General features: G+C 69.7%; 31 protein-coding genes and 2 tRNA genes. 14 read left to right on the top strand and 19 right to left on the bottom strand.

Annotation, left to right across the window (positions count from 1 at the left end):
• The first annotated feature begins 2 nt into the window (after positions 1-2).
• A complete protein-coding gene (locus INT51_RS15785; protein ID WP_193106296.1) occupies positions 3-560 on the top strand; it encodes a DUF3566 domain-containing protein in 558 nt (185 codons plus the stop codon).
• Between the two features lie 132 nt (positions 561-692).
• Here INT51_RS15785 and INT51_RS15780 read toward each other — a convergent pair whose 3' ends face one another.
• Positions 693-1172, bottom strand: coding sequence for an aminoacyl-tRNA deacylase (locus tag INT51_RS15780; RefSeq protein WP_193106295.1), 480 nt, complete (start codon positions 1170-1172; stop codon positions 693-695).
• A 215-nt stretch (positions 1173-1387) separates the two neighbouring features.
• On the opposite strand from INT51_RS15780, the gene INT51_RS15775 reads away from it, so the two are divergent.
• On the top strand, positions 1388-2203 hold the full coding sequence (locus tag INT51_RS15775; protein WP_193106294.1) for a hypothetical protein: 816 nt from the start codon (positions 1388-1390) through the stop codon (positions 2201-2203).
• Here the strand turns inward: INT51_RS15775 and INT51_RS15770 are convergent.
• From INT51_RS15770 to INT51_RS15755, 4 genes are all read right to left on the bottom strand, one after another.
• Entirely contained in the window at positions 2190-3815 is a 1626-nt protein-coding gene (locus tag INT51_RS15770; protein ID WP_193106293.1) for a molybdopterin-dependent oxidoreductase, read from the bottom strand. The genes INT51_RS15775 and INT51_RS15770 overlap by 14 nt on opposite strands.
• Complete coding sequence (locus INT51_RS15765) at positions 3812-4738, bottom strand: anti-sigma factor domain-containing protein (protein WP_193106292.1); 927 nt, start codon at positions 4736-4738, stop codon at positions 3812-3814. Before INT51_RS15765 ends, INT51_RS15770 begins: the two co-directional genes overlap by 4 nt.
• Complete coding sequence (locus tag INT51_RS15760; protein ID WP_193106291.1) at positions 4735-5367, bottom strand: sigma-70 family RNA polymerase sigma factor; 633 nt, start codon at positions 5365-5367, stop codon at positions 4735-4737. The genes INT51_RS15765 and INT51_RS15760 overlap by 4 nt, the downstream gene beginning before the upstream one ends.
• 91 nt (positions 5368-5458) lie before the next feature.
• Positions 5459-6166 carry a fasciclin domain-containing protein gene (locus INT51_RS15755; RefSeq protein ID WP_226985791.1) on the bottom strand — a complete coding sequence of 236 codons (708 nt, stop codon included), beginning with the start codon at positions 6164-6166 and terminating at the stop codon, positions 5459-5461.
• A 239-nt stretch (positions 6167-6405) separates the two neighbouring features.
• Here INT51_RS15755 and INT51_RS15750 point away from each other — a divergent pair.
• The 3 genes from INT51_RS15750 to INT51_RS15740 all read left to right on the top strand — a co-directional run bounded on the left by INT51_RS15750 (position 6406) and on the right by INT51_RS15740 (position 6790).
• Positions 6406-6479: transfer RNA gene (locus INT51_RS15750), tRNA-Ile, on the top strand.
• Between the two features lie 20 nt (positions 6480-6499).
• Positions 6500-6685 carry a DLW-39 family protein gene (locus INT51_RS15745; protein ID WP_193106290.1) on the top strand — a complete coding sequence of 62 codons (186 nt, stop codon included), beginning with the start codon at positions 6500-6502 and terminating at the stop codon, positions 6683-6685.
• Positions 6686-6717: 32 nt separating this feature from the next.
• Positions 6718-6790, top strand: a tRNA-Ala gene (locus tag INT51_RS15740).
• 73 nt (positions 6791-6863) lie between these two features.
• Here INT51_RS15740 and INT51_RS15735 read toward each other — a convergent pair.
• Together INT51_RS15735 and INT51_RS15730 are read right to left on the bottom strand one after the other, a co-directional pair.
• A complete protein-coding gene (locus INT51_RS15735) occupies positions 6864-7856 on the bottom strand; it encodes an NADPH:quinone oxidoreductase family protein (RefSeq protein ID WP_193106289.1) in 993 nt (330 codons plus the stop codon).
• Positions 7857-7921: 65 nt separating this feature from the next.
• On the bottom strand, positions 7922-8878 hold the full coding sequence (locus INT51_RS15730) for an NmrA family NAD(P)-binding protein (protein WP_193106288.1): 957 nt from the start codon (positions 8876-8878) through the stop codon (positions 7922-7924).
• 290 nt (positions 8879-9168) lie between these two features.
• On the opposite strand from INT51_RS15730, the gene INT51_RS15725 reads away from it, so the two are divergent.
• From INT51_RS15725 to INT51_RS15700, 6 genes are all read left to right on the top strand, one after another.
• Positions 9169-9558: a barstar family protein gene (locus INT51_RS15725; RefSeq protein WP_193106287.1), complete on the top strand. Its 390-nt coding sequence runs from the start codon at positions 9169-9171 to the stop codon at positions 9556-9558.
• A gap of 90 nt (positions 9559-9648) precedes the next feature.
• The gene (locus INT51_RS15720) at positions 9649-9984 is read left to right on the top strand and encodes a helix-turn-helix transcriptional regulator (protein ID WP_193106286.1); all 336 of its coding nucleotides are present in this window, start codon (positions 9649-9651) and stop codon (positions 9982-9984) included.
• On the top strand, positions 9981-10658 hold the full coding sequence (locus INT51_RS15715) for a cation diffusion facilitator family transporter (protein ID WP_193106285.1): 678 nt from the start codon (positions 9981-9983) through the stop codon (positions 10656-10658). The genes INT51_RS15720 and INT51_RS15715 overlap by 4 nt, the downstream gene beginning before the upstream one ends.
• A gap of 120 nt (positions 10659-10778) precedes the next feature.
• Positions 10779-11558 (top strand): CHRD domain-containing protein, encoded by a 780-nt coding sequence (locus tag INT51_RS15710; protein WP_193106284.1) that lies wholly within the window; start codon positions 10779-10781, stop codon positions 11556-11558.
• Position 11559: 1 nt separating this feature from the next.
• Entirely contained in the window at positions 11560-12291 is a 732-nt protein-coding gene (locus tag INT51_RS15705; RefSeq protein WP_226985790.1) for a class F sortase, read from the top strand.
• A 76-nt stretch (positions 12292-12367) separates the two neighbouring features.
• Positions 12368-13816, top strand: coding sequence for a PepSY domain-containing protein (locus INT51_RS15700; protein ID WP_193106283.1), 1449 nt, complete (start codon positions 12368-12370; stop codon positions 13814-13816).
• A gap of 53 nt (positions 13817-13869) precedes the next feature.
• On the opposite strand, the gene INT51_RS15695 is transcribed toward INT51_RS15700, so the two are convergent.
• The 8 genes from INT51_RS15695 to INT51_RS15660 form a co-directional block, all read right to left on the bottom strand.
• Entirely contained in the window at positions 13870-14637 is a 768-nt protein-coding gene (locus INT51_RS15695) for an ABC transporter permease (protein WP_193106282.1), read from the bottom strand.
• The gene (locus tag INT51_RS15690; protein WP_193106281.1) at positions 14634-15431 is read right to left on the bottom strand and encodes an ABC transporter ATP-binding protein; all 798 of its coding nucleotides are present in this window, start codon (positions 15429-15431) and stop codon (positions 14634-14636) included. The genes INT51_RS15695 and INT51_RS15690 overlap by 4 nt, the downstream gene beginning before the upstream one ends.
• 28 nt (positions 15432-15459) lie before the next feature.
• The gene (locus tag INT51_RS15685; RefSeq protein ID WP_193106280.1) at positions 15460-16239 is read right to left on the bottom strand and encodes a DUF4097 family beta strand repeat-containing protein; all 780 of its coding nucleotides are present in this window, start codon (positions 16237-16239) and stop codon (positions 15460-15462) included.
• Positions 16240-16310: 71 nt separating this feature from the next.
• Positions 16311-16814 (bottom strand): histidine kinase, encoded by a 504-nt coding sequence (locus tag INT51_RS15680; protein WP_193106279.1) that lies wholly within the window; start codon positions 16812-16814, stop codon positions 16311-16313.
• An 88-nt stretch (positions 16815-16902) separates the two neighbouring features.
• Positions 16903-18045, bottom strand: coding sequence for an RNA polymerase sigma factor (locus tag INT51_RS15675; RefSeq protein WP_193106278.1), 1143 nt, complete (start codon positions 18043-18045; stop codon positions 16903-16905).
• The gene (locus INT51_RS15670; RefSeq protein ID WP_193106277.1) at positions 18042-18449 is read right to left on the bottom strand and encodes a YciI family protein; all 408 of its coding nucleotides are present in this window, start codon (positions 18447-18449) and stop codon (positions 18042-18044) included. The genes INT51_RS15675 and INT51_RS15670 overlap by 4 nt, the downstream gene beginning before the upstream one ends.
• Before the next feature lie 135 nt (positions 18450-18584).
• Positions 18585-18923 carry a nuclear transport factor 2 family protein gene (locus INT51_RS15665; protein ID WP_193106276.1) on the bottom strand — a complete coding sequence of 113 codons (339 nt, stop codon included), beginning with the start codon at positions 18921-18923 and terminating at the stop codon, positions 18585-18587.
• 158 nt (positions 18924-19081) lie between these two features.
• Positions 19082-19429, bottom strand: coding sequence for a MerR family transcriptional regulator (locus INT51_RS15660; RefSeq protein ID WP_193106275.1), 348 nt, complete (start codon positions 19427-19429; stop codon positions 19082-19084).
• 62 nt (positions 19430-19491) lie between these two features.
• On the opposite strand from INT51_RS15660, the gene INT51_RS15655 reads away from it, so the two are divergent.
• Positions 19492-20190 (top strand): SDR family oxidoreductase, encoded by a 699-nt coding sequence (locus INT51_RS15655; protein ID WP_193106274.1) that lies wholly within the window; start codon positions 19492-19494, stop codon positions 20188-20190.
• Between the two features lies 1 nt (position 20191).
• Here the strand turns inward: INT51_RS15655 and INT51_RS15650 are convergent, their stop codons facing one another.
• The 3 genes from INT51_RS15650 to INT51_RS15640 all read right to left on the bottom strand — a co-directional run bounded on the left by INT51_RS15650 (position 20192) and on the right by INT51_RS15640 (position 21896).
• Positions 20192-21082: a TolB family protein gene (locus INT51_RS15650; protein ID WP_193106273.1), complete on the bottom strand. Its 891-nt coding sequence runs from the start codon at positions 21080-21082 to the stop codon at positions 20192-20194.
• A gap of 114 nt (positions 21083-21196) precedes the next feature.
• Positions 21197-21478 (bottom strand): hypothetical protein, encoded by a 282-nt coding sequence (locus INT51_RS15645; protein ID WP_193106272.1) that lies wholly within the window; start codon positions 21476-21478, stop codon positions 21197-21199.
• 7 nt (positions 21479-21485) lie between these two features.
• Positions 21486-21896: a MerR family transcriptional regulator gene (locus INT51_RS15640; protein WP_193106271.1), complete on the bottom strand. Its 411-nt coding sequence runs from the start codon at positions 21894-21896 to the stop codon at positions 21486-21488.
• Between the two features lie 212 nt (positions 21897-22108).
• On the opposite strand from INT51_RS15640, the gene INT51_RS15635 reads away from it, so the two are divergent.
• Positions 22109-23614, top strand: a complete 1506-nt coding sequence (locus INT51_RS15635) for an FAD-binding oxidoreductase (RefSeq protein ID WP_226985789.1) — start codon at positions 22109-22111, stop codon at positions 23612-23614.
• Positions 23615-23624: 10 nt separating this feature from the next.
• Here INT51_RS15635 and fdxA read toward each other — a convergent pair whose 3' ends face one another.
• Positions 23625-23954, bottom strand: a complete 330-nt coding sequence (gene fdxA, locus INT51_RS15630; RefSeq protein WP_193106270.1) for a ferredoxin — start codon at positions 23952-23954, stop codon at positions 23625-23627.
• A 79-nt stretch (positions 23955-24033) separates the two neighbouring features.
• Here fdxA and soxR point away from each other — a divergent pair, with 79 nt between their 5' ends.
• Positions 24034-24534: a redox-sensitive transcriptional activator SoxR gene (gene soxR, locus INT51_RS15625; protein WP_193106269.1), complete on the top strand. Its 501-nt coding sequence runs from the start codon at positions 24034-24036 to the stop codon at positions 24532-24534.
• The last annotated feature ends 125 nt before the right edge of the window (positions 24535-24659 follow it).

Raw genomic sequence — 24659 nt, 5'->3', positions numbered from 1 at the left:
CCGTGAGCACGAGTGACGCGAGGACTGCCGCCAGCACCTCCCCGTCTCCGGAGGCGACCAGCAAGCTCCCCTCCTTCGAGGAGGACACGTCGTCCTCGGAGCAGACCATCGGCGCCGGCAAGGGGTCCGCGGCCAGGGGTGCGAGCCGCAGCCCGAAGAAGATGACGACCTCCGCGAACCCCGCTGACGCCGAGAAGCGCGGCCCACGTCGGGTGCGTCTGACGCTGGCCCGACTGGACCCGTTCTCGGTGATGAAGCTGTCGTTCCTGGTGGCCATCGCGGTGGGCATCGCGACCGTGGTCGCTGTGGTCCTGATGTGGAACCTGGTCGACGCGATCGGCCTGTGGAGCCAGATCGATCAGTTGGGACGCGACCTCAACGGGGGCACGCCGCTGCCGTTCATGGAGTTCTTCGGCTTCTCCAAGATGGTCAGCTACGGCACCATCGTCGCCGTGGTGAACGTCGTGATCATCACCGCGCTGGGGACGCTCCTGGCCTTCCTCTACAACCTGGTGGCGGCGCTGTTGGGCGGATTGAAGATGACCTTCACCGACGAGTGACCTCGCGGGCGTCGCCGGTTCCTCGAGCCCCGGCGCCACCGAACATCGACCGGGCGGGCACCACATGGTGCCCGCCCGTTCTGCGTCCGGAAACGCGCCGTGCGCCATGAGCGTCGGCGACTGAGGGGCAGGTCAGGGATTCTGCAGGTCCGTGATGTCGGCGACCTGGGCCCGCAGGTGCGCGAGGGCCGCTTCGGCGTTCACGGTCGAGGCGACTCCGTGGGCGCCGGCACCCAGGGAGATCGTCCGGGCCGGGTCGCCGGCGAGGTCCAGGTCGGCGATGACGGGCCAGGCAGTGGTGGAGCCGAACGGGGTGATGGTGCCGCGCTCGTAGCCGGTGGCTTCCTTCGCGACGTCCTTGTCCGGCATCGACAGGCGGTTCACTCCGAGCAGCGACCGCAGCTTCGGCCACGAGATCTCGCGATCGCCCGGCACCAGGACGAACAGGTAGGCGCCCTCGGAGCGCCGCACCACCAGGGTCTTGATGATGTCCCGCGGCTCGACACCGCGGGCGGAGGCCGCTTCCGCCAGAGATCCGACCCGCCCGTGCCGGGTGATCTCGTACTCCAGCCCCGAGGCGTTCAGGGCATCGACCGCGCGTTGCTCACTCATGGCTCCACGATAGTGACTGGGTGCTGGGTGCTGGGTGCTGGGTGCTGGGTGCTGGGTGCTGGGTGCTGGGTGCTGGGTGCTGGGTGCTGGGTGCTGGGTGCTGGGGCGCACCGGCGGCGCGGGCGGAGCAGCCCCGCGCGGCGTGCACCGACGTCCGGCGTGGTGGTGGCCACCAGGAGCTGGGGCTGCCGGGTGGATCTCGCTATGGTCGAAGGATGTCCTCCTCGACGATCTCCGCCTCCTCCCGCGCCGACGCTCCGGAGGACTACCCCTGGACAGGGCAGGCCGTGCGCTCCGCGCTGCTGCTGGCCGAGGGGATCGTGGACCTGGATCCGCCCGGTGGGGTGGAGGCCCCGACGCAGGACCGGAGCGGCACCGTCGTGGATGTCGCGGCGATCGACCAGGCCCTGGCGGCCGAGGGCGCCGCACCCTTGGCCGAGCGCACCCTCGTGATCGCGGTCGGCTCCAATCAGACTCCGGAGACCATTGCCAGGAAGTACACCCGCTCCGGCCGTGACCTGCAGATCACCACTCCGTTCGTGCGCTGCACTGTGCGCAACCTCGCCGTCGGTCATTGCGCGCACACCTCCGCGCGCGGCTACATCCCTGCGGCCCCGTACCGTGCCGACGGGGAGCGCATGGAGCTCGTGGCGACCTGGTTCGATGACGCGCAGCTCGCCGTGGTCGACGAGACCGAGCCCAACTACGAGCGCGTGCGCCTGGATGCCGGGGAGTTCCCGCTTGCCCTGGGGACCGGGGAGCATCCCGCGCACTTCGATGTGTATGCCTCGAGCTGGGGCGTCGTCGCCCGGGAGCAGGCGATCCCGCTGCGCCACCGCCAGCAGGAGATGTTCGACGAGCTGGTGGGTCTGACCGGCGCCGAGCTGCTGATCGGCGATGCGGCCGAGATCTGTGCGCGCCTGGCTGCAGCACCGGACGCCCTGAACACCCTGGTGCGGGGTCACGGCCTGGTGGTCGAGGATGGCCTTGCCCGCTCATCGCCGACGGGGCCGGGCCTCATTCCACGCTGAAGTCGATGGTGTGCCACCCGCTCGCGCCGTTGGGGACCGGTTTCGCCCGCTCCTCGGTCTGCTGCTCGCCCTCACCATCGGTGGCTCGCACCGAGACGGTGTGGTCGCCCGGGGTGGCGTCCTGCCAGGCCAGGGACCACTGGACCCAGGTGTCATCGGTGACCGCGGCGCCGAGGGCGGCCTCCCGCCAGTCGCCGTCGTCGATCCGCACCTCGACCGTCGCGATGCCGCGCTGCTGTGCCCAGGCGGTGCCGCCGAGCATGACGGTGCCGTTCTCGTCGGGTGCGAGCTCGTCGAAGGACCGGGGCACGTCCACGCGTGAGGCGATCTTGATGGGGCCGCGCTCGGACCATCCGCGGGTGGTCCAGTAGGCCGTGTCGTCCGCGAAGCGGGTGACCGTGAGTTCGGTGAGCCACTTCGTCGCCGAGACGTACCCGTACAGGCCGGGCACGACCATCCGCACCGGGTAGCCGTGCTCCTGCGGGAGCGGCTCCCCGTTCATGCCCACGGCGATCAGGGAGTCGCGGTCGTCGGTGAGGGCCTCGAGCGGGGTGGAAGCGGTGAACCCGTCGGTCGAGCGGGAGAGCACCATGTCGGCGCCGCCCTTCACGCCGACCCGCTCGAGGAGGGTGCGCACGGGTACGCCGAGCCAGGTCGCATTGCCGGCGAGGTCGCCGCCGACAGAGTTGGACACGCAGGTCAGCGTCACGTGCTTCTCGATCATCGGCTCTGCGAGCAGCTCCTCGAAGGTCATCGTGAGTTCGCGATCGACCAGCCCGTGGATCCGCAGCTCCCAGGTCGTGGGGTCCACCCTCGGTACCGCGAGAGCGGTGTCGATCCGATAGAAGTCCTCGTTCGGGGTGACGTACGGGGGCATGCCCTCGACCTCCACCTGTGCGTCCCCGGGGATCTCTTCGGCGCGGGTGCGGGGCGTGGGCAGGGTGAACTCGGCCGCCCGTCGCGCCACCTCTCGGGTCGCGTTCACTCCGCGGGCGCCGGCCGCGATGATGACGGCGAGCACCCCGACTGCTCCGACACCGACCAGGGAGCGTCGGCGGGACCACCCCTCGTCGGCATCCAGGGGCGCCGACGGGGCGCGTACGGCGCGCAGCAGGACGATCAGTGTCGGGACGGCGACGAGGGTTCCCAGCAGGGTCGGGACCGCGTCGAGCACGGTGTTCTGCGCTCGGGTCAGCACGATGATCGTGGCGAACACCCCGAGCCCGGCGAGCACCACGGCGGCCGTGCGGGGACGGCGGGCACCGAGGGCGCCGTTCAGGGCCGTCAGCACGATGTAGACCGCGACCATGGAGGCGAACAGGACGATCTTGTCCCAGGTGCCGAACAGGCCGATGGCCAGGTCCTTCACCCACGGCGGGATGATGTCGATGAAACCGCCGCCGACGGCCACGAACGGCGCCGAGGAGGAGCTGAAGGCGAGCGAGAGGAGCTCCGCGACCGCGAGCAGCACGACGCCGCCGATCACCCCGACGAGCACGGACCACCACGGGATGCCGGGACGGGGCGGGCCCGCGACCGTTCCGGGACGACGGGGCTCGGCGCCGTGCTCGGGTTCCTGCGCATCCCGGGGGCGATCGGCGGATGCGGTCATGACAGCAGTCCCTGCACTATCGGAGTTGTGGTGGGCTGCTCGGAGCCACCCGCAGGCTCGACCGAGAGGGCGAGAGTCGTCTCGGGGGTCATCGACTCCTCGACCAACGCGGACTTGTCCGGGTCCGTCAGAAGGCCCGCGCTCGCGGGGTCAGCGCCCGGGTCGATGAGCCATAGCTGGTAAGTGCTATCGCTGGGGAGCTCTGGAAGGCCGGCAGCCTGGATGATCATTGCCTCCTCCTCATTCGAGTACATGAGGTTCAGACTGCCTCCGTCTTCGGACGGGAGGGTGAGTTGGGTGGCGTCGCCGGACGCCATGATCGTCGCGATCAGCTCCCGCTCCTGGTCGGACACTGCCTGCTGGGACTCCAGGGCCTCGATGGTCGCCTGGGAGTCCTCCTGCGCGGCACGCTCCGTGCCCCACAGTCCGATCCCCGTGACCGTCGTGACCATCAGGGCGGCGGCGGCGATGGCGAGCCAGCGGGTGCGCTGCACGCTCGAGCGGTACCGGTCCAGAGGGACCACCGTGGCGTCGTGCTCGGTGGTGTCCGGATCACCTGTCGGGCGGTCCGCCGCGGAGTCATCAGCGACCGGATAGTCGGCACGATGTGTCCTGGGGGAGGATTCGCCTCGGGCGGCGACCTCGTCGCGAGAGCCGGCCGCGGCGTCGTCGGTGTTCTCCGCGGGATGCGGGGGCAGCTGGCTGGTCTGGGAGATTCGCGCCATCAGCGAGTTCTTGAGCTCTGGGCGCGGAGCGACCGGCTCGAGGTCGCGGGCCAGTTCGCCGGCTGTCTCCTCGAAAGAGCGGGCCTCGGCGGCGGCGTCGGCGTCCTGGGCGAGGTAGTCCTCGATCCGGGCGCGTTCCTCGGCGTCCAGGGCGTTGAGCGCCCAGGCGCCGGTCATGGTGTGATCCTGCTCGTTCACGAGGTCACCCCCATCCTGTCCCGCAGGACGATCATTCCGTCACGTATTCGAGTCTTCGCCGTCCCGACGGGAATGTCGAGAAGGCCTGCTACCTCGCGGTGGCTGTAGCCGCCGAAGTACGCGAGGCGGATCGCATCGGCCTGCAGCGGTGTCAGAGAGCGCATCGCCACCTGGACGCGCTGGGACTCGACTCGCATGATGCCCTCTTCCTGCACGTCGACGACCTTCTCCTCGATGTTCCGCAGTCCCTCGTCGGAGTCGCGTCGCCGAGAGGCGTCACTGGAGCGCACGACGTCGATGGCGCGGCGGTGGGCGATGGTGCAGATCCACCCGTGGGGGGAGCCGCGGTGGGGGTCGAACCGTGTGGCCTGTTTCCAGATCTCCACGAACGCCTCCTGCAGCACTTCCTCACTCATCGACACATCTCGGACCACGCGCTTGATCAACGCGAACAAGAGGGGCGAGGTCTCGTCGTAGAGGTGGGAGAAAGCTTCCTCGTCCCCGAGCGCGACGCGACCCAGCAGCTCCGCGAGAGCTGCCCCGGCACTGTCTTCGGTGCCGGTCGCTTCCAGGTCGGGCTCACGCGGCCGCGGCCGCGCCCGATCCAGCTCGGTGGGGTCGGGAGACATGCGCAGCTCCTTCGAAGACGGGGTGAGCGGACGGCGGTGACCATGGCCTTCACCGTCCGCCCGCTCATCGCGTTGCTTCAGTGTGCGCTGTTCAGCTGGCATCCGCCATCGCCGGCGGCATCAGAACGGTGTCGACCAGGTAGACAGTAGCGTTCTGCGTCTGCACGCCACCGCAGATCACGGTCGAGTCGCCCACCATGAGGTCGTCGCCGCTGCCGGTGACCTCGAGGTCCTCGCCCTGCACCGTGGTGTGGGTGCCGGCGATCTCGTCGGGGCTGATCTGGCCGGGAACCACGTGGTACGTGAGCACGTTCGTGAGGCTGTCGGCGTCGCTGGCCAGCGCGGACAGGTCGTCCTCGGGGATGGCCCCGAAGGCGTCGTCGACCGGGGCGAACACCGTGAACTCGTCGCCGTCGAGGGTGTCGACGAGGTTCACGTCTGGGTTCAGTTCGCCCGACACGGCCGAGGTGAGGGTGGTCAGCAGCGGATTGTTGGAGGCCGCGACGCTCAGCGGATCCTGAGCCATGCCCTCCACGGAGCCGTCGCCATCGGGAACCATGGACGCGTAGTCCGCGCAGCCCGCACCGACGAGATTCGCGGCCGGGTCGTCCATGGCCATGCCGCCGCCGTCGGACGCCATCGAGCCACCGCCGTCGGAGGCTTCGGCCTGTTCGGCCGCGGGATGGTTGCCGCCCTCGTCGGTCGAGGCGTCGTCGCTCATACCGCCTGAGCAGGCACTCATCAGGGCAACGGATGCGGCGAGGGCTCCGAGCTTGGGAATCAGTGTGCGAGTCTTCATGACAATCTCCTTCGTGAATCTGCCGGGATCGCGTTCGAGAGGTCGAACGCCGAACGTCCCCCGAAGGGTCGTCACGTCATCAGTTCGGAGCCACGGGGGAAGCGGATTGGCGCGGACCCACGGGTAATCCTGTGACCTCCCGTACAACCGCCCGGGTCGGTTGGACGGAGCGGCAGGCGACGCGGTAGCGTGGCACGTCGGTGGTTGGCACCCGGTGTGAACCGGAAGTCAGGCATCATGGGCCTATAGCTCAGTCGGTTAGAGCGCTGTCCTGATAAGACAGAGGTCACTGGTTCAAGTCCAGTTAGGCCCACTTCGAGGATCGGAGGACTCATGAAGAAGTTCATCAAGGTCGCCGCCGTCCTGCTCGGTACGTCCGTCGCCGGTATCCTCACCTGGCGGAAGGTCGAGTCCGACCGGACGCGCAATGATCTGTGGACCGAGGCCGAGCGTCTCTCCGCAGATCAGGATGTTCCTGTGTCGCAGCAGAACGAGTCCGCTCCGGCGCCTCGTGTCTGACACGTAGTATTTTCCCGGCGCCACGGCGCTCAGGGGGCTTAGCTCAGTTGGTAGAGCACTTGCTTTGCAAGCAAGATGTCAGGAGTTCGATTCTCCTAGCCTCCACCCAGTGCTGCATGCGCGAACCCCCGCCCCCTCTTTGAGGGGCGGGGATTCGTGCTGTCCCCGGTGCGGGCAGTCAGGGGTTGAGGATGAGTTTCCCCCGCGACTGACCTGATTCCAGCAGCCGGTGCGCTTCGGCAGCTTCTGCGAGCGGGTACGTGGTGAGCAGCGGCGGCGTGATCTGCCCGCTCACTGCTCGACCGATCAGCTCTTCCATGAGGGCGATGGTCTGCGGGAGGCGGTGCTGGAACCAGGCGCCGACGTTGAACCCGATCAGCGCCTGACCTGGCGCCGGGTCATAGACGAGGGACTCGAGGGCAGTCCCGTCCAGGTGCGTGTCGCGTCCGGCGGCCGCGCCGTAGACCACCAGGCGACCGAACGGTCCCAGGATCCTCAGCGTTTCGGTGACATGGGCCGGGCCTGTCATCTCCAGCGCGACGTCCACCCCGTGGCCACCGGTCAGGGCCAGGACCTCGTCGATCCATCCCTCGGCGGTGTAGTCCACCACGTGGTCGGCGCCGTACCCGAGCGCGACGTCTCGTTTGGCCGGCGTGCTGGCGCCTCCGATGACGGTGGCGCCGGCGAGCTTCGCGATCTGGATGGCGTAGTTCGCCAGCCCGCCGCTGGCAGCCGGCACGAAGACCGTCTCACCGGATTCGATGCGCGCGGCGCCCTGCAGCATGATCGACGCGGTCACGCCGACCAGCAGCAGGCCCGCCGCCGCGTCGGAGCCGAGGGACGACGGCACCGGAACCGTACTCGCGGCATCCAGCAGCGCCAGCTCGGCGTACCCGGCACTGGTCAGGCCGAATACCTGTGTCCCTGCCGCGGGCGTGGTGACCCCCTCACCGAGTGCGACGACCGTTCCGGCCACCTCACCGCCAGGGATGAAGGGAAGGGGGGTCGGTTCGGGAAACCACCCGCCGCGGCGGCGCGCCGTGTCGGAGAAGTTCACGCTCGCGGATTCGACGCGCACGAGCACCTGTCCCGCCCCGGGAACCGGGTCCGGGACCTCCACCGGTCTCAGGACCTCCGGCTCCCCGACTTCACTGAACTGCATGGCCTTCATGAGGTGTCCTCTCTTCGGTGATGGGCGGCCGGCACCGGGGTGGCCCGGCCGTCTCGGGAGCGCTGTCAGGCGACCGCGGCCCTCAGTGCGTCCTGGTTGACGGCGGCCCAGGTGCGGAAGTCCTGCAGCGCCGGGTTGAGTCGGCGCAGCTCGTCGAGGTTGCGGGCGCCGACGAACTGGGTCTCGAAATCGGCGTAGTACTGGAACATGTTCGCGATCTCTTCGGCCGCGGGGATCGGGAAGGTGCGGAACAGGCTGTACGGAACGGGGTCGAACCGGACTGGTTCGCCGATGACCTCACCCAGGACCTCGGCGAACTGTTCACCGGAGAGGTGGTCGCCGGCGAGGCTGACCGTCTGTCCGAGGAACTTGTCACCGCCGGCAAGGATCGCCAGAGCGGTGCGGCCGATGTCGTTCGCGTCCACCCCGGCGAGGAGCTTGCCGTCCTCGAAGGGGAGGGTGAGGGCGAGTGTGCCGTCCTCACCGCGGCGTGGCTGCACCCCGTCGATGAACCCCTGGTAGAAGAAGGTGGTGTTCAGGAACGTGGTGGGCACCCCGGCATCGGTGAAGAGCCTGTTCCCCTCGCCCTTCGCGTCGAAGTGGGGCACGTTGAACTCGTCCTGCAGGACGGGCATGCGCGGGTCCGTGATGGGCAGCAGGTCTCGGGTGTCCTCGAGGGTCGACCACACCACGTGCTTCAGCTTCGCGTTCGCGGCGGCCGTGGCGAGGTTCGCGATCTCCTGCGCCTCCTGGGCGGCGGAGCCGTGTGCCCAGAAGTTGGTGACCAGGAAGGCCCCGTAGGCGCCGGCGAACGCCGGACCGAGGGTGGCCGGTTCGGTGAAGTCAGCGCGAACGACCTCCGCGCCGCGGGCGGCGAGATCCTGAGCTGCCGGGGACTGAGGGTCGCGGGTGAGGGCGCGGACGGCGAACCGCTGCTGCGGGTCCGCCAGCAGTGCGGTGGCGGCACCGCCGCCCTGGGCTCCGGTGGCACCGGCGACAAGGATGATGGGCTTGCTGGTCATGGCGTTCTTCCTCTCGAAGAGTGGGATGAATCAGGGGTGTTCGTGGGGGGAGTTCTCCAGCCGCCCCCGATGAAGTAGTTGACGTGTGAACCATATGGCGCAATGGTTCACGTGTCAACTACATGGAGGACGTCTCGGAGCACCCGTCGCCTGGACGGGGCGGCGGGTCCGGCGAGAGCGGCCAACGGCGCCTCTCGGGCCTCGAGAAGTCGCGGTGCTCCGGCCCGGGCCCAGTGGTGATTATCGTGGGCACCCGAGTGCACGTCCCCGATCGTCATCAGGAGTGGCCCATGCTGACCCTCAGGATCGACGGCACGCGGATCGACGGGATCGCCTCGTTCTATGACGAGATCAATCGCGTCTTCATGGCCGACGTCGACTGGCAGCTGGGCCCGAGCCTCGATGCGCTCGACGACATGCTCTACGGCGGATACGGGGCGCTGCGTCGGCACACGGAGGCGACGATCGTCTGGGCCGACCACGCGCAGGCGGCGCGGGCCCTCGGTGTCGCAGCCACCAGGGAGTACCTGCTCGACAAGCTCGCGCAGCCGGAGCGGTTCACGGTCGCGGTCTTCCGCAGCCGGCTCGAGAAGCTCGACGCCGACGGCGCTCCGACCTACTTCGACACCGTGCTCGAGGTGTTCCGCTCGCATCGGGGCATCGATCTCGCACTGGAGTGAGCCGTCCTGCGGTGTCGCCGGCCGGTCGGCGAGCATCCGGAGCGGGGTGGTCTGCTCGAGTCAGTACAGAAAAAGCTGTACTATCGGTCCATGCCCGAGACCGTCACCCTCAGCCACACCGCATCCCTCGCCCGCCTGGGATATGCCCTGTCCGATGACACCCGGGCCCGCATCCTGCTGACATTGCGGGAGGCCCCGGCGTTCCCCTCCGATCTGGCCGATGCGCTCGGCGTCTCCCGCCAGAAGCTGTCGAATCACATGACGTGCCTTCGGGGCTGCGGGCTGGTCGAGGGCGTCAAGGACGGTCGCCACACCTGGTACCGCCTCTCCGATCCGCACATCGCCTCGGCCCTGAGCGATCTGGTGAAGCTGGCGCTCGTCGTCGACCCGGACTGCTGCACGGGGGACGGGTGCACGTGCGCATGACTCCCTCGGACCCCCGACCGACGGTGGCTCCCGCACGGCGACTGGTCCTGCAGCGCCGGATCCGCTGGGTGGTGGCCGCCACGATCACGTACAACCTGCTCGAAGGAGTGATCGCCCTGGCGGCGGGCCGGGCTGCGTCGTCGTCCGCCCTGATCGGTTTCGGTCTCGACTCGCTCGTCGAGGTGCTGTCCGCGGCTGCGGTCGCCTGGCAGTTCGCGGCGCCGGACCCGCACCGGCGGGAGAAAGCGGCCCTGCGGGTGATCGCGGTGGCGTTCTTCGCGCTCGCCGCCGTCGTCACCATCGATGCGCTCCGGTCGCTCCTCGGGGCCTCCCCGGCGGAGCACTCCTCGGTCGGTATCGCGCTGGCCGCTGTGAGCGTGGTGATCATGCCCGTCCTGTCCTGGTTCGAGCGTCGCACCGGTCGCGAGCTCGGCTCGGCCAGTGCGGTCGCCGATTCCCACCAGACCCTGATCTGCTCCTACCTGTCCGCCGCCGTCCTCGTCGGCCTCGTGCTCAACAGCCTTCTGGGCTGGGCGTGGGCGGACCCGCTCGCAGCGCTGGTGATCGCGGTCTTCGCGGTGCGGGAGGGGCTCGAAGCCTGGCGGGGCGAGGCCTGCGCACAGCCCTTGTCCTCCTTGACCAGCGAGAACGACGACCCCGGCGACTGCTGCTGACCAGCTCGGCAGAAAAAGTTCCAGATCCGTCCAATCCGATCGTCCTGGTGCTCCGAACCACACCTGGATCGCCGCCCCCGACGACTGCAGAGCCGTCCGGCGTCCGACGAAGGAGTCACGATGCGCACGACGACGAAGCGAATCCTCCCCTTGTTCGCCGCCACGGCCATGCTCGGCATGTTCGGAGCCTCCGGTGCCGCTCTGGCCGAAGGGCATGGCGGAGAGCACGGCGCCACCACGCTCGAGGCACACCTGACCGAACTGAACGACTCCGGCGCCTCCGGCACGGCGTGGGTCACCGTCGAGGGCAACGAGGTGACGGTGAAGATGGAGAACACCGGCCTGCTGTCCGGTTCCCCCCACGCCCAGCACATCCACGTCGGCGGCAAGAACCAGTGCCCCGACCCGACCATGGAGGGCAGCGGCGAGAACGGAGCCATCCAGGTCTCCGATGCCCACGACGACTACGGCATGATCGTGTCGTCGCTGACCACCGAGGGTGACACCAGCCCGGACAGCGGACTGGCCGTGGACCGCTTCCCCGTGGGTGACGACGCCTATGAGCGCACCTTCGAGGTCAGCGACCAGGTCGCCTCCGACATCACCGACGGCAAGGGCGTGATCGTCGTCCACGGCGTCGACCACAACGGCAGCGGGGAGTACGACGGCGACGTCATGTCCGACCTCGACCCGAATCTGCCCTCCGAGGCCACTGATCCCGCCGCCTGTGGCGAGCTCGAGGTGAGCCAGATGGAGCACATGCCCGAGGGCGGCGCCGAGACCGGTGACGGCACCACTGCCGGCATCGAGAACGCCGGCGCCATGATCGCCGGCGGTGGCCTGATCGCCGCGGCGGCTGCCGGTGCGATCGCGCTGCGCACGCGTCAGCTCCAGAAGTGACATGACCCCACAGGGACCTCCCCGCCGGGGCGGCGGTCGTCGCATGACGGCCGTCGCCTTCGGCGTCGTCGCCCTGATCGGGGCGGCGCTCCTGATCTTCGCGCTGACCAACCAGGTCGGCGCTCCACCACAGCCCGACGTGCGCTCCGCCTCGGACGGCGGAGGCGCCGCCGACGGCGCGACACCTGCCGAACCGTCTCCCGCTCCCAGCACGGACGCGAGCGAACCCACCGAACAGCCCGACGCCTCGGCGCAGACGCCGCCCGCCGCGTCACCGCTCGCGGAGTCGGAGCCGACGGCGATCACCATCTCCTCGATCGGTGTCGAAGAGAAGGTCTTCCCGATCGGTCTCGGAGAGAGCGGGGAGCTGCTCGCCCCGCGCGGCGACCGCGCGAACCTGGCAGCGTGGTTCGAGGGATCACCGACCCCCGGCGAGCTCGGCCCCTCGGTCATCGAGGGTCATGTGACCTGGGGCGGCGACCCGTCCGTGTTCTTCGAACTCGGCGGTCTCGAGCCCGGCGACCGGGTCGACGTCGATCGCGAGGACGGGACGACGGCGACGTTCGAGGTCTACGACTCGGCCCGCTACCCCAAGGACGAGTTCCCCACGCTCGCTGTCTACGGCCGCACTGAGGGCCCGGAGCTGCGGCTGATCACCTGCGGTGGCGACCTCGACGCGGACGGTCATCACCTGGACAACACCGTGGTCTTCGCCCGGCTCGTCGAGAACTGAGCCCCGCACGCCCCTCAGCCGACTGCTCCGCGACACATGCCGCGCGCTCCGCCGCGCCCACCGACAGGATCTCGCCATGGCCGCCACCACCCGTCCCCGTGAGCGATGGCTCGGCCAACTGCTGCTGCGCCTGCATTTCTACGCCGCGATCTTCGTCGCCCCCTTCATCCTGATCTCCGCGGCCAGCGGTGCGCTCTACGCGCTGACTCCGCACCTGGAGCAGATGATCTACGCCGACGAACTGACGACCCCGTCGGACGGGGTGCCGCTGGCGCTCGCCGAGCAGGTCGCGGCAGCGGATGCCCACCACGGCGAGGACGGGACGATCGCCGCGGTCCGGCCCGCGCCCGAGGTGGGCGACACGACCCGCGTGATGTACGCCGATGACTCCCTCGGGGAGGGCGAGACGCGGGCGGTCTTCGTGGACCCCGCGACCGCCGAGATCCGCGGCGACCTCACCGTCTACGGCACCAGCGGATCTCTCCCCGTGCGCACCTGGATCGACCAGCTCCACCGCAACCTGCACCTCGGTGAGGTCGGTCGGCTCTACAGCGAGCTGTCCGCCTCCTGGCTCGGAGTGATCGCGGTGGCGGGCCTCGGGCTGTGGGTCCGTCGGGCGCGCCGTGCTCGCCGGACGAGGGACATGCTGCGACCGGACCTCCGGGCGCGCGGCTACCGTCGGACCCTTTCCCTGCACTCCTCCATGGGAGCGTGGGTGCTGCTCGGTGCCCTGTTCCTCTCGGCCACCGGGATCACGTGGTCGCAGTACGGCGGCGCGAATATCGGGACGATCCGCGGAGCCTTCGGCTTCACCACCCAGGCCGTGAGCACGCAGGTGCCCTCGAACACCGAGCCGGCTGCGGGGAGCGCCGTAGACGGCGGAGACGAGCACGCCGGGCACGGTGGAGGCGAGGATGGTGAGCACGCGGCGCACGAGATGGAGACGGGCGGCGCCCTGGTGGCCACTGCGCCGGGCCCGTCCGCGATCGACGACGTCCTCGCAGCGGGGCAGGCCGTGAACATCGATACCGGCCTGATCGAGATCCGCCCTCCGGCCGACGCCGACACCGCGTGGGTGGTGGAGGAGATCCAGCGCAGTTACCCGACGAAGGTGGATGCCGTGGCCATCGACGGCGCCTCGCTCGAGGTCGTCGACCGTACCGACTTCGCCGACCAGGACTTCGCTGCGAAGCTCACCCGCTGGGGCATCGATCTGCACATGGGATCGATGTTCGGCCTGGTGAACCAGCTCGTGCTGTTCGTGATCGCCTCGACGCTGGTCGCGATGATCGTGTGGGGCTATCTGATGTGGTGGCAGCGCCGCCCCACCGGCGGCGGGCGCGGGCCGGCGAGACCGCCGCGCCGCGGCGCACTGCACCGCGCTCCGTGGTGGGGCGTGGCCCTGGTGCTGCTCGCCGCGGCGGGTGTCGGCCTCATGCTGCCGCTGATGGGAGTGAGCCTGGCCGCGTTCGTGGTGGTCGACACCGTGGTCGGCCGACTTCGGAGGACGGCCGACGCAGCCTGAGCGCCGGGATCCGGTGAGAGTCGATGCCGCTGCCGTCGAAGGATGAGCCGGGCTCAGCGGATCCGACGCCGGTAGATCGCCGTCGCCGCTGCGCAGGCCACCACCAGGATCCCGAGCAGCCAGGCCAGGGAGATCCAGAGGTCGTTGCCGACGCTCTCCTGGGCGAACAGCGCGCGCAGGGTGTTCACGATCGAGGTCACCGGCTGGTTCTGCGCGAACCACGCCACCGGGGCGGGCATCGATTCGGTGGGCACGAACGCCGAGCTGATGAACGGCAGGAAGATCAGGGGATAGCTGAACGCGCTCGCCCCGTCGACCGTCTTCGCCGAGAGCCCGGCGATCACGGCGATCCAGGTCAGGGCGAGGATGAAGAGGGTCAGAAGGCCGATGACCGCGAGCCAGGCCAGTATCGACGCGCCGGTGCGGAAGCCCATGATCAGCGCGACGACGACCACGAGCGCGACGGACGCCGCGTTCGCGGTGACGGACGTGAGCACGTGCGCCCACAGGACGCTCGACCGCGCGATGGGCATCGACTGGAAGCGTTCGACGATGCCGCCCTGCATGTCCAGGAACAGGCGGTACGCGGTGTAGGCCACGCCGGAGGCGATCGTGATGAGCAGGATGCCGGGCAGGAGGTAGTCGACGTAGGACCCCTCGGAACCGGTCTCGATGGCCCCGCCGATGACGTAGACGAACAGCAGCAGCAGCGCGATCGGCGTGACGGCGGTGGTGATGATGGTGTCGGGGCTGCGCAGGATGTGTCGGAGGGAGCGCCCGGTGAGGACCCGGGTGTCGGACAGGAACTGCGTGGTGGTCATCGGAGGTCCTGTGAGGTCGTGGGGGTGGTGGGCGCTCCGACGACGGAGAGGAACACCTCTTCGAGCGAGGGCTGCTTCTCGACGTACTCGACCTCCGCGGGAGGGAGCAGCCGCTTGAGGTCGGCGAGCGTGCCGTGCTGGATGATCCGACCTTCGTGCAGGATCGCGATGCGGTCGGCGAGCTGCTCGGCCTCCTCGAGGTGCTGAGTGGTCAGCAGCACGGTGGCGCCGCCAGTGGCGAGCGAGGTGATGGTCCTCCACACCTCGAGCCGGGCCTGCGGGTCCAGACCCGTGGTCGGCTCGTCGAGGACGATGATCGGCGGCTCGCCGATCAGGCTCATGGCGATGTCGAGCCGGCGGCGCATGCCGCCCGAGTAGGTCGAGGCAGGTCGATTCCCCGCCGCGGCGAGCGAGAACCGGTCCAGCAGGTCGTCGGCGATGGAGCCGGGGTTCTTGAGGTGTCGCAGCCGCGCGACGAGGAGGAGGTTCTCCCGGCCGGTGAGGACGCCGTCGACCGCGGCGAACTGGCCGGTGAGGCTGAGAGATTCCCGGACCTTTCCGGACTGCGCGGCGACGTCGTAGCCGTTGACGCTCGCGCTGCCCGCATCGGCCTGGAGCAGTGTCGACAGGATGCGCACCAGGGTGGTCTTGCCCGCTCCGTTCGACCCGAGCAGAGCGACGACGGCGCCCGGTGCCACGTCGAGGTCGACGCCGCGGAGGACGTGCAGGTCCTGGAAGGACTTCTCGATCCCGCGCACCCGCAGGGCCGGCGGGGATATCTGCTCGGTGGTCATGGCTCTTCTCCTCGAGGGATGGTGGGGGTCACGGACGTTGGACGACGATGTCGCCATAGCGCGTGCTCGCCTGGATCTGGGCGGTGGCCTCGTCCTGGACGGGACCGTCGGTGGGGGTGAGCAGGTTGCGCACGGAGCCGAAGGAGGTCGTGAGGGTGGCGCGGCCGCTCTCGAGACGGCCGACGCGGAGGCCGGCATGGGCGGACTTCGCCACGAGGTCGCCCTGCAGGCTTCCCACCGCGATGTCGCCATGGGCCCCGAGGATCTCGAGCGTTCCCCGGAGATGCTCGACGGTGGTCGTCCCGTTGGAGGCCCGGATGGTCCCGTCCCCGGCGATCTCTCCGATGCGCACGGATCCGGCGCTGACCGCGACCGTCGTGGTGCCGTCGATGCGGCCGACGACCGCGGAACCGGCGGAGACCTTGAGGTCCAGTCGCTCGACAGCATCGAGGCGGGCATCACCGCCGGACAGCGTCATGTCGACGGCGCCGAGCGCGCCCTCGACCAGGAGCGAGCCGGTCTTGCCGCGCACGGCGGAGCCGGAAGGGAGCTCGACGGTGATGTTCGCGGTGCCGGCCGCGAAGGGGAGCACGAACTGCTTCCACGACCCGGGGTAGGTCACGGTGATCGAGTCACCGCGCTGCTCGACCTGCACCTCCTCGGCGGCGCGCCGGCTTCCGGAGCGTGCCGGGTCGGTCGGCAGCACGGTGACGACCGCGTCCTCCCGGTCGGAGGCGACGACGTGGAGGGAGGCGAAGGGGACGTCGACGGCGAGGGCGATCGGGGTGGCGGCAGGAAATGTGGGCATGACGGAGCTCCTCAAGTGGTGTCGTCGTGGTGTCTATGTGGTGCAGGTCCGGGGTGCCGGTCGCGGTACGGTCAGCGCGCCCATCCGGTGACGCGCCGACCCGACCCGGAGCGGGTGGCCGAGGTGCTGGACTGCTGTTCGAGCGATCCCGCGACGGCCCGCACCAGCCAGGAGTTCACCGAGACGCCATCGCGGGCGGCAGCGAGCTCGACCTGGTTCTTGAGGTGATCGGGGAGACGCAGGGTGGTGCGTGAGGTGGCCCCTCCTTCACTCTCCGGCCGCTGATGGCGCAGTTCAGAAGCACTTTCCGAGGGAGAGGGGGGGTCAGGCTGCTGGGCCGGGGCGACCACGAACTCGGGGCTTCCGCCTCGGAGGCGCAGGTCGACGGACCCCGGGGCGAGCTCGGCGGAGATCTCTCCGGTGGCATCGGAGAGTGCGTCCAGCAGCACCAGCCGGACAGCGGCGTCGAGGGGGGCGGTGAGGCGGGCAGCGAGATCGCGGGCGTCCTCGCCGCCCGCCGCCGCTGCGGTGGACAGCTGGCGCTGCAGCTCGTCGACGTATCGGGTCAAATCCATGACGCCACTATGACACCACGCATGGTGTCATGGCAAGGGGGTGCTGTCTCCTTCTCGTGTGCGCTGCCGTCCCGCACAGCCGGCGCTGTCAGCGCTGCTCGGTGTTCAGTCGAGCAGCCTGCCTGATCAGATGGTCCCGCTCCGCGGTGGTCGCGGCGGCAGCGGAGGCCTCGGCGTAGAGCCGTGCGGCCGTGGCCTGGTCCCCGTCCCTCTCGTGCAGGTAGGCGGAGACGGCCGCGAACCGGGGGAGCGCAGGATCGAGGTCCTCCAGAGCCGCGAGTGCGGCGCGCGGCCCATCGGCCTCCCCCAGCGCGACCGCCCGGTTCAGGCGGATGACCGGCGTGTCGGTGAGTGCGAGCAGCTCGTCGTACCACTGGAGGATCTGGGGCCAGTCCGTCTCCTGCGCCTGTCGGGCATCGGCGTGCAGGGCGGCGATCGCGGCCTGCGCCTGGAACTGCCCGAGGCGGTCCCGGGCGAGGGCGTGCTGCAGGATCCCGATGCCCTCGGCGATCAGCGCCGTGTCCCATCGGGAGCGATCCTGCTCCGGAAGGGGCACGAGGGCGCCGCCGGTGGTGAATCGCGCTGACCGTCGCGCATGGTGCAGCAGCAGGAGCGAGAGCAGCCCCTCGATCTCGGGATGGTCGACCCCGGCGTGCAGCTGCCGGGTGAGACGGATCGACTCCGCCGCGAGGTCCACATCCCCGGAGTAGCCCTCGTTGAAGATCAGGTAGAGCACGCGCAGCACGGTGGCGAGGTCCCCGGGGGCGTCCAGCCGCGTGCCGGCGATCGTGCGCTTGGCGCGGGAGATCCGCTGGGCCATGGTCGCCTCGGGCACCAGGTACGCCTGCGCGATCTGGCGCGTGGTGAGCCCGCCGACCGCCCGCAGCGTCAGTGCTACCGCGGATGCCGAGGTCAGCGCCGGGTGCGCGCACAGGAAGTAGAGCTGCAGGGAGTCGTCGACCGCCCGGACGGGGCCGGGATCAGGGTCCAGGGCGTCGAACTCCTCCCGGCGACGCCGGGAGGCCTCGGACCGCGCGTGGTCGAGGAACTTGCGCCAGGCGACCGTGACCAACCAGGCCTGCGGGTCCCGGGGAGGGTCGTGCGGCCAGGTGGTGAGCGCTGCGAGCAGGGCGTCCTGCACGGCATCCTCCGCTGCCGCGAAGTCGGCTCCGCGGCGGCGGAGGATGCTGATGACTGCCGGCACGTGCTCCCGCAGTCGGGTCTCGTTCACTCGGTGGCCGGCGGCTGCTCCCCCAGGAATGGGCGCAGTTCGAGCCACTCATGGATGGGGTTCCCGTCCTTGCCGGGTGCCGCCGACAGCTCGCCGGCGAGGTCGATGGCCCGCTGATGGCTCTCGACGTCGATGATCATCCACCCGGCGATGAGATCCTTGGTCTCGGCGAAGGGCCCGTCGGTGACCGGCGGCTTCCCTTCTCCGCCGTACTGCACGAACATCCCTTCCGGGGAGAGCGCCTGGGCGTCGACGAACTCCCCGGAGTCGCGAAGGCGGTCCGCGAAGTCGTTCATGTACTGCATGTGCGCATCGACCTCTGCGGGCGTCCACCGGTCCATCGGGACGTCGTTGACTCCGGCGGGTGCGCCTCGGTAGTGCTTCAGAAGCAGGTACTTGGCCATGACGAGTCTCCTTCGTATGTCTGCGACCCGTTGGGTCGCGTGTACCCAGGGGACGGAGCCGGAGGGCGGTTCTCGACATCGGCCGACGACGAACTGACGAACCGTCCGCGCTGACCGGCGTCGCCCCTGCTCAGATCATCCTTCGCGGATGGTCATCTTCGCGATCCGATCACCGTCGACGTCGAAGGTGAAGGAGCTGCGGCCATTGGCGTGATTGCTGCGCCAGTCGCCGATGACGGTCACGCGGGTGCCGTCCACCGTGACCTCCTCCGGGGTCAGGACCCCGCGGGCGCCGATGAACTCCTTGTCGCTCCATTGCTTGATGGACTCGCGATCGGGGAAGTCCCGGCCCCAGTCATCGACGGACCCCTCCGTTCCCTCGGTGCCGAAGGCATCGAGGAAGGCCTGCTCATCGTGTCGGTTGACGGCCTCGATGAAGGAGGCGACGGGCTCGGGAACGTGGGGTTGTGCCATGAGGTGACTCCTGGATGCTCGGGCGGTTCCTGCGGGAAAGATGCCGGCCGGTGGCGACGCCCGCGGTATCGGGGAACCACGCTGCACGCCACCCGTCGTCGGAGTCAGGATGGCACGATGCCGGCGAACTGGCGAGAGGCACGGACCGCCCTTCTCGCTCAGGGATGCGAGGCGGTGACCTCGATGACACCCTCCAGCCGATCCAGAGCCGCCTGCAGCTTGTCGCGGCGCGCTCGGACCCGGTCGCGCTGGGCATGCAGCATCTCCCGCTGAGCGGCGTCCGTGTGGCCGGACTCGACGCACGGCAACAAGGTCGCGATGTTGTCGCTGGTCAGGCCGGCGGCGTACATCAACTGGAAGAAGCGCACCTTCTCCACCGCGGCCGCGGGATAGACCCGCTGTCCGCTCGCGGTGCGCTCTGCCTCCAGCAGCCCCTGCTGCTCGTAGTAGCGCAGTGCCCGCGGGCTCACGCCCGCCTGCGCGGCGAGCTGTCCGATCCGGAGCATTCGAGATCCCTTCCGACGACGACTTGCCTCTGACGTTAACGTCAAGTCCTAGCGTTGTCGACATGCACATCACCGGAGCCACAGCCCTCATCACCGGAGCCAACCGCGGACTCGGCCGCGCCCTCGCCCAGCGCCTGCTCGAGCGCGGTGCCACGACCGTCTACGCCACCGCCCGCGATCCCGAAGCCATCGACCTCCCGGGAGTCGAGCCGCTGCGCCTCGACATCACGGATCCCGCCCAGATCGCTGCGGTCGCCGAGCAGGCCTCCGGCGTCGACCTCCTGATCAACAATGCCGGGATCCAGTCCTGGACCGATCTCCTCACCGGCGACCTCGAAGGGCTGCAGCGGGAACTCGACACCAACCTGTTCGGCACCCTGCGCATGGCCCGCGCCTTCGCCCCGGGACTCGCCGCCCACGGCGGGGGAGCGATCGTGAACGTCGCCTCCGCGATGTCCTGGTTCGCCCACACCAGCGGCAACGGGTACCACGTCTCCAAGGCGGCCAACTGGGCCGCGAGCAACGGGCTGCGACTCGAGCTCGCGAGTCAGAGCACTCTGGTGACCTCGGTCCATCTGGGGCTGGCCGACACGGACATGGGTCGCGCCGTACCCGGGGAGAAGGCCGCCCCGCACGACGTCGCCGACGCCGTGCTGGACGGCGTCGAGGCCGGGCAGATCGAAGTGCTCGTGGACGACTGGAGCCGCCACGTGAAGGCATCCCTGGCCAAGGATCCGCACGAGTTCTACGGCCTGGGGTGACCTACTCCGGGTAGTCGACGAAGGCGAAGGCCGAGCCGTCCGGCGCCCAGCTGGGCACGTTCATCGTGCCCTGCCCGCCGTGCAGCTCGACCAGCGTGGTCGGCTCCTGCCAGGCACCCACGTCCACGAGCCGCAGCTGGACCGGCCTGTTCTCGGGATGGCCGATGGTGCCGGGCGGGAAGCTCACGTAGACCACCACGTCGCCGGTGGGCGCGACGTGCGGGAACCAGTTCACGCGCTCGTCGAACGTCAGCTGCTCGAGCTGGGTGCCGTCAGGGCGGATCCGGGCCAGCTGCGCGTGCCCGGGGGCGGTGGAGAACTGCTCGGTGTTCAGCAGGATCCACCGCCCGTCCGGGGTCCATGCCGGGCCGTCGGCCGGGCCGGGATCGGTGGTGATCGCCCGATCGCCGTGGCCGTCGACGCCGAGGGTGTGGATACGGGCGCTGCCCCAGGGGTGCTCGCCTCGCGCGTCCAGGCGCACGTACGCCAGCTGCGTGCCGTCCGGACTGACGCCATGCAGGAAGTGCATGATGCCGTCCTCGCTGGTGACGCGTCGAATCCGGCGGCCGTCGAAGGGGACGTGCCAGATGTGCCGGTCGCTCGCGGAGGCGAGCACGCCGGTGCCGTCCGGGGTGAGCACGTGATCATTGTTCACCGGCGGCAGGCCCGGCACGTCGAACAGTTGAGGCCCGGCGGACCCGTCGGCCGGGAGGAACCACAGCTTGCCCTCGCCGTTGACCAGCAGGCGCCCCTCACGCGTCCAGTTCGGAGCCTCGTAGAGGCGCTCCCGGGACTCGTGGACCGTGCGCACCTCCCCGCTCGCGCGGTCCCAGATCCGGATCCGGGCACGCTGGCCGGGCTGCAGGGTTCGCCAGGGGACGCTGTCGCTCATGAGGGGAAGTCTGGCACGACGGAGAATCCGTGGCGCCCCCGTTCACGACATCGACGTCTTGTGCGCGGCGCCCAGAACCCTGGTGTGGCGCGGGTCGGGCACTGGCCGGGCGTCTCAGGCCGACGAGCTCGTGGCCAGGAACATCACGAGGACGACGAAGAGCGCGACCGCGCCCAGGGCCGCTCCGACCGCGGCAGGCAGCACGCGGTGAGTGCGGCCGCTGTCATGGTGGCTGATCCCGATCAGACCGAGCACGACGGCGAGCACCGCCACCGGGGCTGCGATCAGGTCGCCGATCACGGGGATCAGGGCGCACGCCACGGCGGCGAGACCGAAGGTCAGGGCGTAGTCCCCGGCGGTGTACCGCCTGCGGCCCGAGGGCGGTCTGTCGCGCATCGCCCCATCATGCCTGCCCGTCAGGCCCCGCCAGGCCCCCGTCGTATTCCTCGATCACCTCGTCGAGGATGTCGATGGCGTCGAGCTGACGCGCGATGTCCTGGTGCAGGCGGTGCCGGAAGCCGCGCAGCTCCGCGACCAGCAGGCCGGTGCGATGCTCCTCGTCGATCATCCCGGGCAGGATGGGTTGGATCTCGGCGCTCGAGAGGCCTGCGGAGAACATGCGCTGGACCAGGATCACCTGGTCCACCGCGTCGGAGTCGTAGCGCCGATGACCGGCCGCTGTGCGCTGCGGGGTGATCAGTCCCTGCTCCTCGTAGTAGCGCAGCGAACGGGGGCTCGCCCCTGTCACCTCGGAGAGACCGCCGATGCTGAGGAGCCCGGAGGCGGCCTTCACTACGATGTCAGGTATGGACATATCCGCAGTGTATGAGCCTGCGCCTCGAATCGTGGGAACCTCACACGTGTGTCAGCTCCGGATCGAATCCAGATGACCCTTGGGTAGCCGCGCTGAGAGCTTGTAGCGTCGCCCGAATTGCGCTCGGTAGGAGCGCACCGGCTCCGCGTGCAGGCCGACCCCGAGACGCACGCAGGTGAGCATCGCCGCTCGCGTCGAGGAAGAGGTACCGCATGATGACGTCGCACCAGAACGCCACCGCCCCCACTGCCCCCACCGCCCCCACCACCCCGACCCTGGGACGACGGAACCTGCTGCGAGCCGGCGGGATCCTCGGTGTCGCCGGCTCGGTCAGCGCCGCCGCTGCGCTGCAGGCCCCGCCCGCCGGCGCCGAGGGCCCGCCCGCGCACTGGCTCCGTCCCGGTGATCCGGGATACGAGGAGTCGCTGGCGCGGTTCAACGTATCGATCACGCACCGGCCCGAGGCCGTGGTCCTCGCCCATCACTCCCATCACGTCCAGGACGCCGTGCGCTACGCCGGCCGGCAGGACCTGCCGGTCGCCGTGATGGCGACGGGCCACCAGGCCTCGGTCCCTTTCGACGGCGGCATCGTCGTCAACACCGCCGGGATGGATCGCGTGCGGATCGACCGTCACCGCTCGGCGGCGCGGGTCGGGCCCGGCGTGCGCTGGGGCGAGGTGGCCGAGAGGGCCGCCCATCACGGTCTGGCCGGACTGGCGGGGTCCTCCCCGAGCGTCGGCGTCGTCGGGTACACCCTGGGCGGCGGCCTGAGCCCCGCCATCGGCCGTCGTCACGGCTACGCGGCCGACCACGTCGACCGGTTCGAGATCGTCACCGCCGACGGGGAGCTGCGACAGGCGACCCCCGAGTGCGAGGAGGACCTCTTCTGGGCCGCCCGCGGCGGAAAGGGGAACTTCGGCATCGTGACGTCGATGGACTTCGGGCTGTTCCCCGTGCCGACGCTGTACGCCGGGGCGCTCCTGTTCGCCGCCGAGACCGCGCAGGACGTGCTGCCGGTGTGGCGGGACTGGGCCGCGGAGGCCCCCGAGAAGATCACCACGTCGGCTGCCTTCGTCCAGGTGCCGCCGGACGCCCCCCTGCCCGAGCCGGTGCGCGGGAAGCTGGTGGTGAGTCTGCGGGTCTCCTATGACGGGGAGGCTCACGAGGGCGAGCGGCTCGTCGCTCCGCTGCGCGAGGTCGCCCCCGTGCTGTCGGACTCCGTCGCCGAGATCCCTTTCACCGAGTGGGACCGGATCCACAGTGATCCGGAAGGGCCGATCCCGGCGTACGAGCGGACCACGCTGCTGGCCGAACTGCCCGACGAGGCGCTGTCGGCGATCATCAACCTCGCCGGCGCCGAGTCCGAGTCGCCGATGAGTCTGGTCGAGGTGCGGCAGCTCGGAGGGGCGCTGGCGAGGGAACCCGACGGTGGCAACGCCGTCGGGCATCGCGAGGCGGCGTTCACCTTCTTCACCATCGGCGTCGCCCCACCCGAGCAGGTCGAGGACGTCCGCGCCTACGGGACGCGGCTGATCGGCGCGATGGAGGCATGGAGCACGGGAGGCAGCTACGTCAACTTCCTGTCGAGCGACGAGGCGGGCCCGGAGGCCGTGCGGCGGGCATACATCCCCGAGACCTACGAGCGCCTGGCCTCGGTCAAGTCGCACGTCGACGGACGGAACATGTTCCGCCTGACGCACAACATTCCGCCGGCCTGAGGGCTGCAGGTCACTCCAGCGGGTTCTCCTGCGGGGGAAGTGCTGCGACGAGCGGATGGTCCTTGGGGATCACGCCGGTCTTCGCCGCGCCGCCCGGGGCGCCGAGATCGTCGAAGAACTCGACGTTGGCCGCGTAGAAGTCCGCCCAGGCATCCGGGGTGTCGTCCTCATAGAAGATCGCCTCGACCGGGCAGACCGGCTCGCAGGCGCCACAGTCCACGCATTCGTCCGGTTGGATGTAGAGCATCCGGTCGCCTTCATAGATGCAGTCCACCGGACATTCGTCCACGCAGCCGCGATCCTTCACGTCTACGCAGGGCAGCGCGATCACATACGTCACGGAGGCCTCCCTTTCCCGTTTGGTCCTGCAAGGACAGTAGGATCTCAAGTGCCCTTTAAGTCAAGCCGGGAGAGCAAGTATGAACGCGCCGCACGAGCCCGATGAGCTTCTGACGATCGGCGAGATGAGCCGCCGCACCGGCGTGGCCGCCTCCGCCCTGCGGTACTACGAGGACATCGGCCTCATCGCCACCGTGCGCACCAGCGGCAATCAGCGCCGCTACGCCCGCCACATGCTGCGCCGGGTCTCGCTGATCTCGGTGGCCAAGCGCCTGGCCATGCCGCTGTCCGACGTGCACGACGCCTTCGGTGAGGTGCCGATGGACCGCACGCCCTCCCATGGGGACTGGCAGAAGGCGTCGCGACGATGGAAGCGGCAGCTCGAGGATCGCCGTCGCGGGATCGAGCGCCTCGAGCACGAGCTCACCGGCTGCATCGGCTGCGGCTGCCTGTCGCTGAAGGCGTGCGCGCTGCTCAACCCCGACGATGCTCTGGCTGCGACCGGCGCCGGTGCCCGCCGTCTGGAGGACATCGCCGGCAGCGACTCCGGTCGCGAGGGTTCCGCCCGCGACGAACTATGACGGACGCATTTGCCTTCAAGTGCGCTTGAGGTTCTAGGGTCGTGGCAACTACTCGACGAAAGGGCTGATCATGGCTGACTACACGCTTCCGGATCTCGACTACGACTACGGGGCGCTGGATCCTT

The organism is Brachybacterium sp. FME24, assembly GCF_014897705.1.
GTDB lineage: Bacteria > Actinomycetota > Actinomycetes > Actinomycetales > Dermabacteraceae > Brachybacterium.
Note: the sequence above shows the minus strand (reverse complement) of the source record. Positions and strands in the feature narration are given on the sequence as shown.

Coding starts and splice junctions, on each gene's coding strand:
- INT51_RS15780 (WP_193106295.1), bottom strand. CDS start 1,172: ATGAGTGAGCAACGCGCGGTCGATGCCCTGAACGCCTCGGGGCTGGAG.
- INT51_RS15775 (WP_193106294.1), top strand. CDS start 1,388: ATGTCCTCCTCGACGATCTCCGCCTCCTCCCGCGCCGACGCTCCGGAG.
- INT51_RS15770 (WP_193106293.1), bottom strand. CDS start 3,815: ATGACCGCATCCGCCGATCGCCCCCGGGATGCGCAGGAACCCGAGCAC.
- INT51_RS15760 (WP_193106291.1), bottom strand. CDS start 5,367: ATGTCTCCCGACCCCACCGAGCTGGATCGGGCGCGGCCGCGGCCGCGT.
- INT51_RS15755 (WP_226985791.1), bottom strand. CDS start 6,166: ATGAAGACTCGCACACTGATTCCCAAGCTCGGAGCCCTCGCCGCATCC.
- INT51_RS15745 (WP_193106290.1), top strand. CDS start 6,500: ATGAAGAAGTTCATCAAGGTCGCCGCCGTCCTGCTCGGTACGTCCGTC.
- INT51_RS15735 (WP_193106289.1), bottom strand. CDS start 7,856: ATGAAGGCCATGCAGTTCAGTGAAGTCGGGGAGCCGGAGGTCCTGAGA.
- INT51_RS15730 (WP_193106288.1), bottom strand. CDS start 8,878: ATGACCAGCAAGCCCATCATCCTTGTCGCCGGTGCCACCGGAGCCCAG.
- INT51_RS15725 (WP_193106287.1), top strand. CDS start 9,169: ATGCTGACCCTCAGGATCGACGGCACGCGGATCGACGGGATCGCCTCG.
- INT51_RS15720 (WP_193106286.1), top strand. CDS start 9,649: ATGCCCGAGACCGTCACCCTCAGCCACACCGCATCCCTCGCCCGCCTG.
- INT51_RS15715 (WP_193106285.1), top strand. CDS start 9,981: ATGACTCCCTCGGACCCCCGACCGACGGTGGCTCCCGCACGGCGACTG.
- INT51_RS15710 (WP_193106284.1), top strand. CDS start 10,779: ATGCGCACGACGACGAAGCGAATCCTCCCCTTGTTCGCCGCCACGGCC.
- INT51_RS15705 (WP_226985790.1), top strand. CDS start 11,560: ATGACCCCACAGGGACCTCCCCGCCGGGGCGGCGGTCGTCGCATGACG.
- INT51_RS15700 (WP_193106283.1), top strand. CDS start 12,368: ATGGCCGCCACCACCCGTCCCCGTGAGCGATGGCTCGGCCAACTGCTG.
- INT51_RS15695 (WP_193106282.1), bottom strand. CDS start 14,637: ATGACCACCACGCAGTTCCTGTCCGACACCCGGGTCCTCACCGGGCGC.
- INT51_RS15690 (WP_193106281.1), bottom strand. CDS start 15,431: ATGACCACCGAGCAGATATCCCCGCCGGCCCTGCGGGTGCGCGGGATC.
- INT51_RS15685 (WP_193106280.1), bottom strand. CDS start 16,239: ATGCCCACATTTCCTGCCGCCACCCCGATCGCCCTCGCCGTCGACGTC.
- INT51_RS15680 (WP_193106279.1), bottom strand. CDS start 16,814: ATGGATTTGACCCGATACGTCGACGAGCTGCAGCGCCAGCTGTCCACC.
- INT51_RS15670 (WP_193106277.1), bottom strand. CDS start 18,449: ATGGCCAAGTACCTGCTTCTGAAGCACTACCGAGGCGCACCCGCCGGA.
- INT51_RS15665 (WP_193106276.1), bottom strand. CDS start 18,923: ATGGCACAACCCCACGTTCCCGAGCCCGTCGCCTCCTTCATCGAGGCC.
- INT51_RS15660 (WP_193106275.1), bottom strand. CDS start 19,429: ATGCTCCGGATCGGACAGCTCGCCGCGCAGGCGGGCGTGAGCCCGCGG.
- INT51_RS15655 (WP_193106274.1), top strand. CDS start 19,492: ATGCACATCACCGGAGCCACAGCCCTCATCACCGGAGCCAACCGCGGA.
- INT51_RS15650 (WP_193106273.1), bottom strand. CDS start 21,082: ATGAGCGACAGCGTCCCCTGGCGAACCCTGCAGCCCGGCCAGCGTGCC.
- INT51_RS15645 (WP_193106272.1), bottom strand. CDS start 21,478: ATGCGCGACAGACCGCCCTCGGGCCGCAGGCGGTACACCGCCGGGGAC.
- INT51_RS15640 (WP_193106271.1), bottom strand. CDS start 21,896: ATGTCCATACCTGACATCGTAGTGAAGGCCGCCTCCGGGCTCCTCAGC.
- INT51_RS15635 (WP_226985789.1), top strand. CDS start 22,109: ATGATGACGTCGCACCAGAACGCCACCGCCCCCACTGCCCCCACCGCC.
- soxR (WP_193106269.1), top strand. CDS start 24,034: ATGAACGCGCCGCACGAGCCCGATGAGCTTCTGACGATCGGCGAGATG.